This is a genomic window from Rufibacter sp. JT20002 (assembly GCF_056491185.1).
Genome location: NZ_JBSZJY010000001.1, coordinates 1,772,525 through 1,784,772, shown reverse-complemented (window position 1 = coordinate 1,784,772; position 12,248 = coordinate 1,772,525). Strand labels below are relative to the sequence as shown.

Below are 12,248 nucleotides of genomic sequence, written 5' to 3'. Positions count from 1 at the left end.
GAAGAACCAAGCCTGAAACAGGGTGCTGTCTCTGTGAAGTATCATGAAGGATACTGTTCTGACGCGTACCAACGCCTTCCTCTCCCGCACACCCCGAAACATTTTAGTTTCAAGGCTTGTACTCAGCAAAACTAAATGTAAGTTAGAATTTGAAAGCGCGGTACCCCCTCCGGCTGGCTGAACACTCCTGCAGAGCAGCCAAATGAAAATAACAGGGGAGGGAAACAGCCTTGTAACCGCTGCTTCCTATTAGCGAAGAACTACTCTGTCCATGACCCGAAAAACCACCTACGCTGCCGCCAAAACGGTGGCCCCTGTCATAGAAAGCCATTTTGCCCAACATCAGACCGAGGCGAGGGAGAAGGGGGCGTTAAATGTGGCTCCTGCCCCTTCCATGAAGGTGATAGAAGCCTTGATTGATGCGGCGTTTTGGGCCAGCCTACGGAAGGAAGAGGGGCAGTCTCCCCGCATATCCCTGGCTTTTATCCCCCCTGAGCAAGCCGGGAAGCCGCTCTTGTTTGCCCAGCGTCTGCCGCTTACCTCCCAGAACCTCACCAAACTGGCACCCGGCGTAGAGCGGCCCGGTATTCATATTGGGGTGTGGCAAGACCGCGGCGAGTTGTACATGTGGGGCACTACCCGCGAGATCCTTAGTTTCTGCTTCGTGCTGGATGTTTCTGAACCCGGGCTTTTGGTGGTCAAGCACCGCCGGTCTACCGGCTTTGGGAAGTTTGCGAACGTGGCGGTGCTCAAAGGCGATGTCATTAAAATCATTGACGAAGACAGCGACAGTCTCCCTGACTGCCCCGAAGTGGTTACGTCCTTGATGGGTTTTACGGCGCCTGCCTCCTGGAACAACTCGGTGAATGTGTTGGTGCAGCTAGCCGTGTCTATGCGGGCGCATGGCAGGGGCGGCACGCTGTTGGTGGTGCCGGCCGGAAGCCAGAGATGGCAGGAGTCCATTATTCACCCCTTGCCGTACGCCATCGCGCCAGCGTTCTCGGCCCTGACCGAGCTGATGCAGCAGGAAAAGGAAAACCGTGATCTCAGCTTGTGGCAGGGAGCCATGCGCCGCGAGATAGACGGACTGGCAGGCCTTACCGCCGTAGATGGCGCCACCATTATCAACGACCGGCATGAACTGCTGGCGTTTGGCGCGAAAATCATCCGGTCAGATGGGAATGAGCTAGCCGAGCAGATTGTAGTGACCGAGCCTGTAGTAGGCAACGAGCCCGTTATCCTGCACCCTACCCAAAACGGCGGAACCCGTCACCTCTCGGCCGCCCAATTCGTGCACGACCAACGTGACGCCATTGCCCTGGTCGCTTCCCAAGACGGCCGCTTTACCATCTTCAGCTGGTCTCCCTGCGAGATGATGGTCCACGCGCATCGGGTAGATTCCTTGTTGTTGTAGGTGTTTTGGGGCTGATTACTGGAAACAACTCTGAATCAAGTAAGCCTTGGCGCAGTTCATATTCATTTGATACTCCTTGAAACTAGGGCGGAAAACATAATCCTGTTCTTTAAAGCTATGTTACAGATGAAATAATTAGTCTCGCTTATAAAAGATTCAGTAATAAAAGCTTACCTTAAAGTAGGAACTGCGGCAGACTTCAGTGACCTGTAATAAGAATCAAATCAGGATGATTTACTTTGCTACACCTACAAGAAAAAAGACTATGGAAACGACAGACACACTATTGGCGCCCATGCCAGGAGCCGAGCACCGCGAGGTAGGAGGCGTTCTGATGGACTTTGTGCGGACGGGGGATTCACGGGTAAAGCGGGTAGTATATCCGCCGGGGTTTAAGTGGTCTACCCACATGAAGCAGATTGTAGGCACTGATCTTTGCATGCACGCCCACCTGGGTTTCCTGGCGAAAGGACATCTCCAGATTCTCTACGCCGATGGCATTACCGAAGACCTTGTGGCGCCGCAAGTAGTAGCCATAGAGCCCGGGCACGATGGGTGGGTAGTAGGAGACGAGCCTGCCGTCTTGATCGAGTTTGACTTTGAGAAAGATACCTTAAACCGGTTAGGAATGGAGACCTTCCACCATCATCGGCTCCTGCCAAAAGGAAGCGAGTAAGTTGGGAGACCGCCAATTTCTGTATTCGGAGCAAAAGCCTTCATGGCGGTACTTAAGCAAAAGATGACTTCTGAGATGAAACCTTGAAGTAGGCAGCGGTTAAACAAGGGAGGCTGCAGTTGGTTAACCGTTTTGGTTCCTTTACCCAAAACATGCCTGTAAACAGGAATCCCGCTCTTATGGTAGAGCAGGACTTCTGCATAACGGAGGCATACGTTCTACTTCTTTCCCAGAAACGTATTCGCAGGTACCAAGTCAAAAGCTGCGTCGTCTTGCAGGATGCTGTGCAGGGAGCCAATGTGTGCTGCGCCTATGATGAGGAGCATACGTTTGGGCTTCTCTTTCAATTGGGCAATGGCCAGGTTGGAGTAAATCTTGTAGTCCCGGTTTTTGAACACCGAGGTGAGTTCGGCCCCAATGTATTTAGGGTTCACAAAGGCCGTGTCTACCATGGCGTCTGGGTTTTTGAAGGTGCCATTCACCACCCGGGCGGGAACAATGTACCGTACGCGGTATACCAGGTTGTAGAGCTCGGGTTGGTTCAGGGAAATCTGATACTCCTTAAGGGAGAGCGTACCTTTCTGCAGGCTAGTGCTCATTTTGCTTACTGCCTGGCGCAAAGTTGCTATTTCGTTGTTGTAAAGTTCTATGTTTTCACCGTTGGCGAGAATACCTTGCGAGGTGCCGCCAGGCGCATTGGCACACACAATTCGTTTTACGTTCAGTTTTTTTCCCAACCTGAAGGCAATCTGGTAGACCTCGCTACGGCCATTCTCCAAGGTTGCTAGGTTCAGTTTGTCCTGTAGGTAGAGCGCGTACAGGCTGTCTATCTCCTGCTGTCTCTCGGGCAGCACTTCCACCAGAATCATGTCGGGCGAGAATTTGGCCGCTAAAGCGGTGAGTTCTTCTATGGCTTTCTGGCCCCGTGGAGTGAGTACATCTGTGTGCGGGTTGTCTTTCTTATAGATTTGAGCCAAATGGTCTGAGCCCATGACCGCAATTTTGGTTCTGACGGTTTGCGCCGAGACAGAAAAGGTTAACCCGAAGGCGAGGAGCGCAAGAAGTGTGTTAAGGCGCATGGTAGATTGGTTTCCCATAATTACCACAATTTGCCGGTAACCCAAGCGAGCGGGTAAGAAATCTTGTTGGGCTATATTCCTGGACTGGGAGAAACAGGAGAATCGTTTTCAGCCTCATTTTCTTAAAAACACCCCAAAAACAAAAATCCCGCTCCATTATCTGAAGCGGGATTTTCTTTTCTGCTGGTGGTGATGATTGGAATCGAACCAACGACACAAGGATTTTCAGTCCTTTGCTCTACCAACTGAGCTACATCACCAGCATCTTTTAAGACCTTCTCGGGAGGTGTTTCGCTGCCGTTCTGGTTAAAAAGTATGCAAATGTAAGGAGCCTGCGCGGATTTGCAAAACTTAGAGCAAAAAAATCTTTTCTGCCCTTTTCAGAATACTTTGTTAAATTCGTTCGTAGTAGAAGCAGTTTCCATTACTAAACATCCTTTCTGTGATCAGTAATATTGCCTTTTTTATAGTGGCGGTGCTAGGTATCGGTCTGTTTGTGTGGCAGATCCGTAAAATTGTGCGCAACATCAACATGGGGCGTGACAAGGAGATATCAGGCAACGTTTCCGAGCGAATCAAGACCCTTTTGTTGGTCGCTTTTGGTCAACAAAAAATGTTTAAGCGGCCATTGCCCGCCGTGCTGCACCTGTTTGTGTACATCGGATTCATTGTGATTAACGTGGAGTTGATCGAAATCCTGATCGATGGCGTCTTCGGGACCCACCGCATCCTGGGCGTACTAGGCCCCGTGTACAGTGTGCTTATGGCCATCAATGAAATTCTGGGGCTACTGGTGATCATCGCCTGCGTAATCTTTCTGGCCCGCCGTAACCTGACCAAAGTTCCGCGCCTCACTCGTGGACCCGAGATGCGGGCCTGGCCTATAATGGACGCGAACGTAATCTTGGTAACGGAGATTGTGCTGATGCTGGCTTTGTTCGCCTTCAACATAGCCGATCAAAAGCTGGCGCAGTTGAGCGGGCATAATCTGGCAGGGGCTTTCCCGGTCAGCGGCCCGTTGGTAGACCTGTTCGGGAGCGATGTCAGTACCTTAAAGATCATTGCTGGCGTTGGCTGGTGGGTGCACATCCTGGGTATTTTGGCGTTCATGAACTACCTGCCTAGCTCCAAGCACTTCCACATCATCACGTCGTTTCCCAACGTGTACTATACCAAACTGGAGCCCAAAGGCCAGTTCAGCAATGTGGAAAGCATTACGCACGAGATCAAAGCCATGCTGGACCCTAGCTACGTGGTGCCGCCCGCCCCAGAAGGCACAGACCCGCAAAAGTTTGGCGCCAAAGACGTGGAAGACCTTACCTGGAAACAATTGCTGGATTCCTACACCTGTACTGAGTGTGGCCGTTGTACCAGCGTGTGCCCCGCCAACTTAACGGGCAAGCTGCTGTCGCCGCGTAAGATTGTGATGGACACCCGCGACCGCATGGAGGAGAAAGGCGAATCGCCGCTCATCTTCAACCCGGCCGAATACAAAACCGAATCTGAGCGCGTGAAAGTAACCGAGGAGCGCACCCTGTTGCGCGGCTACGTAACCCCAGAAGAACTGTGGGCCTGTACCACTTGTAACGCCTGCGTGGAGTCTTGCCCGGTCAACATAAACCAATTGTCCACCATCATAGACCTTCGCAGATTCTTGGTGCTGGAAGAATCAGCGGCGCCGGCGTCGTTGAATACCATGTTTAACAACATTGAAAACAATGGGGCACCATGGGCTTTCTCGCCGTCTGACCGGTTCAACTGGGCCGATGATTTGTTTGTGGCTTCCAAAAACTAGCCTTAAAATGGGGTAACCCTAACAAGCATTAGCTTTTGTGCGGCATGCCTAATAAATTAGCATATCAGCACCTGATCTAATAGCTTTTTAAGAATTCCTGATGTCAGAAAAGAAACAGATACAAGTACCGGTAATGGCAGATCTAGCTGCCCGTGGCGAAGTTCCAGAAGTATTGTTCTGGGTGGGCTGCGCCGGCGCCTTTGATGATCGCTATAAAAACGTAACCCGCGCCTTTGTGCGCATTCTGGAGCACGTAGGTACCAAGTATGCCGTATTGGGCATGGAAGAAACCTGTACCGGAGACCCCGCCAAACGCGCGGGCAATGAGTTCCTGTTCCAGATGCAGGCCATGACTAACATCGCCACGTTTGACGGTTACGGCATTAAAACCATTGTGACAGCGTGCCCGCATTGCTTCAACACCATCAAGAACGAATATCCGGCCTTGGGCGGTAACTATGAGGTGATCCACCACTCCACGTTCCTGCAGAACCTGATTAACGAAGGCAAAGTGAAGATTGCCGGTGGCGGCGAGTTCAAGGGCAAGCGCATCACCTTCCATGACTCCTGCTACCTGGGCCGTGCCAACAACATTTACGAGGCGCCCCGCGAGGTGCTGGCTGCCTTAGATGCAGATCTGGTGGAAATGAAACGCAGTCGTGCTAACGGTCTTTGCTGCGGTGCCGGTGGTGCCCAGATGTGGAAAGAGCCGGAGCCAGGAAACAAAGATATCAACGTAGAGCGCGCGGAGGAAGCCATTGGCACCGGAGCCACCATCATTGCCAGTGCGTGCCCGTTCTGCATGACCATGATGTCTGACGGCGTGAAAAGCCAGAACAAAGAAGACTCTGTGCAGGTGTTTGACATTGCCGAACTCATTGCCCAAGCTGAAGGCATCAACGCATAACCAGTTTGCGTCGCATGCCCTGCGATGCTGGAGAAGGTAAGCAGAAGGAAAAGCGTTTCGGGACAGTTTGGAAGAAAACAGGCCTGAAACGCTTTTTAACTATACGCAGCTTTGCATCACGCTTTAGGTTTTTAACTTAAAGGACAAGCTTGCGGTATCAAGGTTGGGGGAGGGGAAGAAAGTTAAGTGGAAGAGTATTCACTTTCACCCTTGTTTATGATAGTACCAGCAGGCAGGCATCCTGTAAAAGCTGCAAAGAGTAAACCGTTTAGAGGCCGTTTCCAGAAAATCGGCCAGAAAACAATACGATAGGACAAGCTTGTGTCTTGCTTTATGATACATGTGTCTATTTTAAATTAGCATATTCCAAAAAATGTACGTTCCTTTTGAACAGTTACCGCCGTATAGTCGGGTATGGGTGTACCAGATCAACCGTCCGCTTGCCTTAGAGGAGGAAGCGCGCATGAACCAGCTGTTGCAGGATTTCGTAACGGAGTGGAGCAGCCACGGTCGTGATTTACAGGCATCTTTCAGCATAAAAGAACACCACTTTCTGTTTCTGGCCACCAATGAAGAAGTGGCCTCAGCCAGTGGGTGTTCCATTGATAAATCTGTCGCCTTTTTAAGGCAATTAGAACAGGAGTTTAACGTTCAATTATTTGATCGTACCCAGTTGGCTTTCAGGCAAGAAGATGGTGTACGAACGCTTCCCTTGGCTCGCATAAAAGCCGAGGTAGCGGCAGGTGCTTTATCGCCTGACTCGCTTTATTTTGATACCTTAATTCCAACGGTGGGGGCGCTGCAGGAACAGTGGCCCAAACCAGCAAAAAATACTTGGCTGGCTCGGTATTTCCAGGGCCAATAACGCATAGGAATGCACATGATGCGACAGAACAGAACCCTTGTAGTGGGATTGGCCTTGTCTTTGACCATGGCGGCTTGCGGCCCTTTCCGTAGCTCCGTGCAAAAAGGCAACAAGAATTTTGAGAAGGAAGAGTACCAGTTAGCCATTGACCACTACCAGGCTGCCTTGAAAAAAGGCCGCACCGGAGCAGAGGTGAACTTCAAGCTAGCGGAGGCATACCGGCTCTCTAATCGGTTGCAGCAGGCAGAGCAATACTACAAAGCCGCTCTGGATGCCCGCCGGACCGAGGAAACCATGTTCCGCTACGGCATGGCGCTCAAAGCCAACGGCAAATACGAAGAAGCCGCCACCCAGCTGCAGAGTTACCTGACGGTAGCCTCCAACAAAACGCTCATCCGGTTGGCGCAAAGAGAAGTGGAGAACCTCAAACAGGTTGCCTCTATTGTCAATACGCCTACCTACAAGATCGTGAAGCCGGTACCCGCTGCCAATACAGCCGCTTCTGAGTTCTCGCCCATCATCCTGAACAATGAGGTGATCTTCTCTTCCTCGCGTGAAGAGGTCAAATACAAAGGCAACGGCGAAGGCTTCCTGAACCTGTACGTAGTGCCCGTGGCTGATACCGGCAACACCGCCGCTCCGGTAAGACCTTTTTCCGCAGCCTTGAATGCCCCTGAGGTGCACGATGCCTCTCCGGCCTTCACCAACGAAGGCCGCACCATGGTGTTTGCCCGTGGCAACACAGGTAAAAAGAACGGTAGCGCGAACGTAGACTTATACATCTCGCAATACAAAACCGGGGAATGGTCTGAGCCGCGCCCGGCCAGCTTCAACGATCCTCTCGCCTGGGATTCTTCTCCTGCGTTTGCGCCAGACGGCCGTACGCTCTATTTCTCCTCTGATCGCCGGGGCGGACAAGGCGGGCGGGACATCTGGAAAACCACCCTGGATGAAGGCGGACGGTTCTCCCGTCCGGTAAACCTGGGGCCAACCATCAACACGCCGGGGAACGAGTCGTTTCCGTACGTGGCTTCAGACAGCACGCTGTACATTGCCTCAGACGGGCACCCGGGCCTGGGTGGTTTAGACGTCTTCCGGATCAGCGGAGATTCGGTGATCAACATGGGCACCCCCATCAACTCCATTGGGGATGACTTCTCTATCCTGATTACGGGCGAGGACCAAGGCTTCTTTGCTTCTAACCGTGCCGGCGGACAAGGCGGTGATGATCTCTACTCCTTCGCCAAGCGTCAGCCCAAGCTGGTTAATTTCTTTGTTGACGGGAAAGTGCTGGAACGTGACGAGAAAACCAATGCCACCACGCCGGTGGGGAACATCCGAGTAACGCTACAGAACGCACAAGGCGTGAAAGTGGAGGAAGCCACCGCCGACGTGCGAGGGAATTTCACCTTTAAGCTAGACTCGGCTAGCGTGTATTCTGTAATCGCGGAGAGAACCGGGTACTTTGCCGCGCGTCAGCCGGTGATTACCCAAGGCAAGACGCCGCCGCAGAGCCAGCTCACCCAACCAGTGACCGATATCCGCCTAACTACTACCCTTACGCTTACTAAGATTGTGCGCAACAAAGCCATTGTGGTGGAGAACATCTTCTACGACTATGACAAGGCCAACATCAGGCCAGATGCCGCCGTGGAGCTGGATAAGTTGGTGCAGACGCTCGTAGACAACCCCACCATCACCATTGAGTTGAGTTCCCACACAGACAGCCGCGGGGTGGATATCTATAACCAGGATCTGTCGCAGCGCCGGGCACAGTCTGCCGTGGATTACATCATCTCCAAAGGCATAGACCCTAAACGAATTACGGCCCGCGGGTACGGCGAGTCACGACCGGTAGTGCGTAACGCCAAGACCGAGGCCCAGCACCAGCGCAACCGCCGAACTGAGTTTAAGGTGACGCGCATTGATCCAGCCCCTTAATCTAGGTTTAAAGTTAATAGTACCCGCTAACGCAAACAGCGGGAAAATGCGTAATCTGTTACGCAACTTGAAATACCAAAAGAAAAGCCTCCCAGAACCGGGAGGCTTTCTTATTTTTGCCTGTAGAAGGCAGCCCTTCGTTTGGGGGCTGTTTTGCTAATTCAAGTCTTAAACGGCTTTTACATTTATCCTTCCCGCCATGGAAAACCGGTATCTGCAGCGCGGCGTGTCCGCCTCCAAAGAAGATGTGCACAACGCCATCAAGAACATTGACAAAGGCTTGTTCCCGAAAGCGTTCTGCAAAATCATTCCAGACCTGCTGGTGGGCGACCCTGAGTTCTGCAACATCATGCACGCCGATGGGGCCGGTACCAAGTCTGCGTTGGCCTACCTGTACTGGCGCGAAACCGGTGATCTCTCCGTCTGGAAAGGCATTGCCCAGGACGCCATTGTCATGAACACCGATGACCTGCTGTGCGTGGGTGCTACCGACAATATTCTGTTGTCTTCCACCATCGGAAGAAATAAGAACCTGGTGCCCGGCGAGGTGATTGCCGCCATCATCAACGGGACCGAAGAAGTGTTGCAGATGCTCCGCGACAACGGCATCGGGATCTATAGCACCGGGGGCGAGACTGCAGATGTAGGTGACCTGGTGCGTACGATCATCGTGGACAGTACCGTGACGGCCCGCATGAGGCGCTCAGAGGTAATCTCTAATCATACTATTCAACCCGGCGATGTGATTGTGGGTTTTGCCTCGTATGGCCAAACTACCTATGAAACGGGGTACAACGGCGGCATGGGAAGCAATGGGCTTACTTCGGCCCGTCATGATGTGTTCGCTAATTACCTGGCTAAGAACTACCCTGAGAGCTTTGACCCGGCGGTACCGTCTGATCTGGTGTATTCCGGGAGCTGCAACCTCACCGATGTGAACGAGGAGACGGGCTTAACCGTGGGTAAACTGGTGCTTTCTCCAACCAGAACCTACGCGCCGTTGGTGCAAGCCATTTTGAAAGACTACCGTTCCCAGTTGCATGGCATGGTGCATTGCAGTGGCGGGGCGCAAACCAAAGTGCTGCACTTCACAGAGAACGTGCACATCATCAAAGACAACCTGTTGCCGGTGCCTCCGCTTTTCCGGCTTATTCAGGAGCAGAGCAACACCAGTTGGCAGGAGATGTACAAGGTCTTCAACATGGGCCACCGGCTGGAGTTATACGTGCCTGAGGCTATCGCGCAGGACTTGATCAGCATTAGCCAATCGTTCAACCTGGATGCCAAGATCATAGGCAGAGTAGAAGCCAGCGAGAAAAACGAACTTACTATCCAGAGCCCATACGGGCAGTTTTACTACGAAGGGTAGCCGGTAAGATAGGATAAAAATAAAATTCCTTTCTGGTTAGGGGCTGGTTTGCTTAAACTCGTCTCTAAACAGAAAGGAATTTTAGTTACTATATAGGTTTGGCACAATATTGGGTTTAAGCCTGGGTAACACTTATCTACTACTCTTATGAAACGTCTATACTTTTTGCCGCTTCTGCTGCTGTGCCTGGTACACGCCTTACATGCGCAACCTGCCCTGGATGCCGCCCTTCTGGTGGAAACCCAACGCGGGGAATACTTCCAATTAAACATAGGAGGCAAGCTGATCAACCCAACCCCGTCTGCGAGGGTAGCCGTGGGTGACTTGCCTTCCGGACGGCATATCTTAAACATCAGGGTGCTGGGTAGAGGCCGCCGAGCCCAGAATATCAGAGCCGAGATCACCTTAGCCAGTGGTTATGAAGGCGTGTACGTGTTGGAACCTGCCGTGCCCGGAAGAACCTTCCCGTTAGTATTGCGCAAAGTGGAAGAGGTACCGTTGCCACCCGCAGGCGGGCAGGGAAATGAGATTTGCCGCTACGTGATGGAAAAACCAGACGTGGACCGGGTGCTCCGCTTTATGGAGGAAGAAGGCTTTGATGACCGACGTCTGGAAATTGCCAAGGGCGAGATAAAACTGGCCGGAGGCATTATGACCGATGATCTGTTCCTGCTCATGAAGGCCTTGAGCTTTGAGGAACGCAGGGTAAATCTGGCCAAGTATGCCTATGAGTATGTGTGTGACCGCCAGCGGTTCAGCCGGGTGCTGGACGCCCTAGAATTCAGCAGCAGCAAACGAGAGTTGCAGGACTTCCTGTATAAAAGATAAACGGAGATATCAGAAAGAGAACTAAACAAAAAGGCCCTGCTTAACCAAGCAGAGCCTTTTTGTTCAAAGAAGTAACGCGTGATTAGCGCAGGCGGTCCATAGAGCGCACCAGGTCTTCATCGCGTTTGATGAACCGGTTAGCTAGTACGTTCATGAGCAAACCAAAAGCCGGCAGGTAGAAACCTGAAAGGTATTCGCCTTGGGCTTGGGTCTTGATCATGTCTTCACCCACGTAAGAAGAGAAATAGAAAGCGCAACCCATCAAGGCAGCCATCACCAGGGAGTTCAGCAAGCCCAGTTTCATTTGGGTAAGGCGGCTCTTGTATTGGAAGATCTCATACAAGGCAATCAGAGCCGCTACCCCGGCAAGGATAGCAATAAAAATAGTGTTCTTAGTAGCTCCGTCTGCAGCGCCGTTTACAGGGGAAATAGAATAAGCGGTTAAAGCGTACTCCTGTCCCGTTGCCGGATCGGTTTTAGCCCAGATAGGCAGGAAAAACATAGCCACCATGGCTACCACAATCAAAAACAGGAAAACGCTCTGTACTCTCTGTATCATAACTATTTGGTTTCAGTAATCTTTCACAAAACTACATAAAACTTTCCTATCAAGAATACCTGCTTTCTGGCAAACCAAAGAGTGCGAAGTGTAAGATTAGTGAATAATAAGGTTTTGTTATTTAGTAGATTACGTGGGGTGAAAGATGCTTGTGTAAAGTTTTCCACAGGGGGATGTGCAAAGAAAAGATTTTTTGGTCTGGCCAAAGCCGTTAAATTGCCCTCCTTGGCATGAACGTTGTAAAGCAGATTATATATAAATCTTAGAAAAATGAAAAGACCCGCGTTATTCAGTTTAGTAGGGTTGCTGTTGCTAGGAAATGGAGCAGCATCGGCAAAATATGCAGAAAACACCCATGTGGCAGTTGTGAGAGACAAGCAATCTGCGAAAGCTGAAAAGAAGCGAGCCAAGCTACTGGCCAAGTCTGCCCGCAAGGATGAAAAATTCCAGCAGGCGCTTGGCAAAGCCAAAGCCAAATACGAGCGTGACCAGGCCAACCTCAAAGAGGAATACAACAGAAAGCAGCATCGCCTGCACGATCAGTTTGCTAAGTCTAACAACAGTGCCAGTAGCTTTGAGCAGGAGTTGATCCGCCTAAAGGATGACTACGAGCAGGAAAGGCAAGCCTTGCAGACAAAGTACGAGCACCAGCGTGATGCCCGTCAGGCAGCCTGGCAGGCAGAAAGAAACGCCCCCACTAATAATCGCTTCACCAAGTCCAGATAAAACCAGGAAACGGCCCCAACAATAGGGGCCGTTTTTCTTTCGGCTCGCTAACAAGCCGCCGGTTCTTTGCTTTAGGCCTATTTTCCGCA

At 51.6% G+C, this 12,248-nt stretch carries 11 protein-coding genes and 1 tRNA gene; 9 read left to right on the top strand and 3 right to left on the bottom strand.

Annotated elements, in window-relative coordinates; translation table 11 throughout:
* The first annotated feature begins 271 nt into the window (after nucleotides 1-271).
* A complete protein-coding gene (locus tag ACW9SV_RS07025) occupies nucleotides 272-1,414 on the top strand; it encodes a putative sensor domain DACNV-containing protein (protein WP_479556029.1) in 1,143 nt (380 codons plus the stop codon).
* Between the two features lie 265 nt (nucleotides 1,415-1,679).
* Entirely contained in the window at nucleotides 1,680-2,090 is a 411-nt protein-coding gene (locus ACW9SV_RS07020) for a cupin domain-containing protein (protein ID WP_479556028.1), read from the top strand.
* 218 nt (nucleotides 2,091-2,308) lie between these two features.
* Here ACW9SV_RS07020 and ACW9SV_RS07015 read toward each other — a convergent pair whose 3' ends face one another.
* Both ACW9SV_RS07015 and ACW9SV_RS07010 read right to left on the bottom strand, forming a co-directional pair.
* The gene (locus ACW9SV_RS07015) at nucleotides 2,309-3,169 is read right to left on the bottom strand and encodes a DUF5694 domain-containing protein (protein WP_479556027.1); all 861 of its coding nucleotides are present in this window, start codon (nucleotides 3,167-3,169) and stop codon (nucleotides 2,309-2,311) included.
* A 184-nt stretch (nucleotides 3,170-3,353) separates the two neighbouring features.
* Nucleotides 3,354-3,429 (bottom strand) — tRNA-Phe (locus tag ACW9SV_RS07010).
* A 182-nt stretch (nucleotides 3,430-3,611) separates the two neighbouring features.
* Between ACW9SV_RS07010 and ACW9SV_RS07005 the strand changes: the two genes are divergently transcribed.
* The 6 genes from ACW9SV_RS07005 (at nucleotide 3,612) to ACW9SV_RS06980 (ending at nucleotide 10,874) form a co-directional block, all read left to right on the top strand.
* The gene (locus tag ACW9SV_RS07005; protein WP_479556026.1) at nucleotides 3,612-4,964 is read left to right on the top strand and encodes a 4Fe-4S dicluster domain-containing protein; all 1,353 of its coding nucleotides are present in this window, start codon (nucleotides 3,612-3,614) and stop codon (nucleotides 4,962-4,964) included.
* Nucleotides 4,965-5,064: 100 nt separating this feature from the next.
* Nucleotides 5,065-5,871, top strand: a complete 807-nt coding sequence (locus ACW9SV_RS07000) for a (Fe-S)-binding protein (protein ID WP_479556025.1) — start codon at nucleotides 5,065-5,067, stop codon at nucleotides 5,869-5,871.
* A 373-nt stretch (nucleotides 5,872-6,244) separates the two neighbouring features.
* Nucleotides 6,245-6,736 carry a hypothetical protein gene (locus ACW9SV_RS06995; RefSeq protein WP_479556024.1) on the top strand — a complete coding sequence of 164 codons (492 nt, stop codon included), beginning with the start codon at nucleotides 6,245-6,247 and terminating at the stop codon, nucleotides 6,734-6,736.
* Between the two features lie 15 nt (nucleotides 6,737-6,751).
* Nucleotides 6,752-8,677: a CHU_0125 family OmpA-like outer membrane integrity protein gene (locus ACW9SV_RS06990; protein ID WP_479556023.1), complete on the top strand. Its 1,926-nt coding sequence runs from the start codon at nucleotides 6,752-6,754 to the stop codon at nucleotides 8,675-8,677.
* A gap of 199 nt (nucleotides 8,678-8,876) precedes the next feature.
* Complete coding sequence (locus ACW9SV_RS06985) at nucleotides 8,877-10,046, top strand: AIR synthase related protein (RefSeq protein WP_479556022.1); 1,170 nt, start codon at nucleotides 8,877-8,879, stop codon at nucleotides 10,044-10,046.
* Nucleotides 10,047-10,193: 147 nt separating this feature from the next.
* On the top strand, nucleotides 10,194-10,874 hold the full coding sequence (locus ACW9SV_RS06980) for a DUF4476 domain-containing protein (RefSeq protein ID WP_479556021.1): 681 nt from the start codon (nucleotides 10,194-10,196) through the stop codon (nucleotides 10,872-10,874).
* Nucleotides 10,875-10,956: 82 nt separating this feature from the next.
* Here the strand turns inward: ACW9SV_RS06980 and ACW9SV_RS06975 are convergent, their stop codons facing one another.
* Nucleotides 10,957-11,433, bottom strand: a complete 477-nt coding sequence (locus tag ACW9SV_RS06975; protein ID WP_479556020.1) for a DUF4293 domain-containing protein — start codon at nucleotides 11,431-11,433, stop codon at nucleotides 10,957-10,959.
* Nucleotides 11,434-11,703: 270 nt separating this feature from the next.
* Here ACW9SV_RS06975 and ACW9SV_RS06970 point away from each other — a divergent pair, with 270 nt between their 5' ends.
* Nucleotides 11,704-12,159: a hypothetical protein gene (locus ACW9SV_RS06970; RefSeq protein ID WP_479556019.1), complete on the top strand. Its 456-nt coding sequence runs from the start codon at nucleotides 11,704-11,706 to the stop codon at nucleotides 12,157-12,159.
* The last annotated feature ends 89 nt before the right edge of the window (nucleotides 12,160-12,248 follow it).

Bases quoted from the DNA above. Each gene is read 5' to 3' on its own strand.
- ACW9SV_RS07025 (WP_479556029.1), top strand. From the start codon at position 272: ATGACCCGAAAAACCACCTACGCTGCCGCCAAAACGGTGGCCCCTGTC.
- ACW9SV_RS07020 (WP_479556028.1), top strand. From the start codon at position 1,680: ATGGAAACGACAGACACACTATTGGCGCCCATGCCAGGAGCCGAGCAC.
- ACW9SV_RS07015 (WP_479556027.1), bottom strand. From the start codon at position 3,169: ATGCGCCTTAACACACTTCTTGCGCTCCTCGCCTTCGGGTTAACCTTT.
- ACW9SV_RS07000 (WP_479556025.1), top strand. From the start codon at position 5,065: ATGTCAGAAAAGAAACAGATACAAGTACCGGTAATGGCAGATCTAGCT.
- ACW9SV_RS06995 (WP_479556024.1), top strand. From the start codon at position 6,245: ATGTACGTTCCTTTTGAACAGTTACCGCCGTATAGTCGGGTATGGGTG.
- ACW9SV_RS06990 (WP_479556023.1), top strand. From the start codon at position 6,752: ATGATGCGACAGAACAGAACCCTTGTAGTGGGATTGGCCTTGTCTTTG.
- ACW9SV_RS06985 (WP_479556022.1), top strand. From the start codon at position 8,877: ATGGAAAACCGGTATCTGCAGCGCGGCGTGTCCGCCTCCAAAGAAGAT.
- ACW9SV_RS06980 (WP_479556021.1), top strand. From the start codon at position 10,194: ATGAAACGTCTATACTTTTTGCCGCTTCTGCTGCTGTGCCTGGTACAC.
- ACW9SV_RS06975 (WP_479556020.1), bottom strand. From the start codon at position 11,433: ATGATACAGAGAGTACAGAGCGTTTTCCTGTTTTTGATTGTGGTAGCC.
- ACW9SV_RS06970 (WP_479556019.1), top strand. From the start codon at position 11,704: ATGAAAAGACCCGCGTTATTCAGTTTAGTAGGGTTGCTGTTGCTAGGA.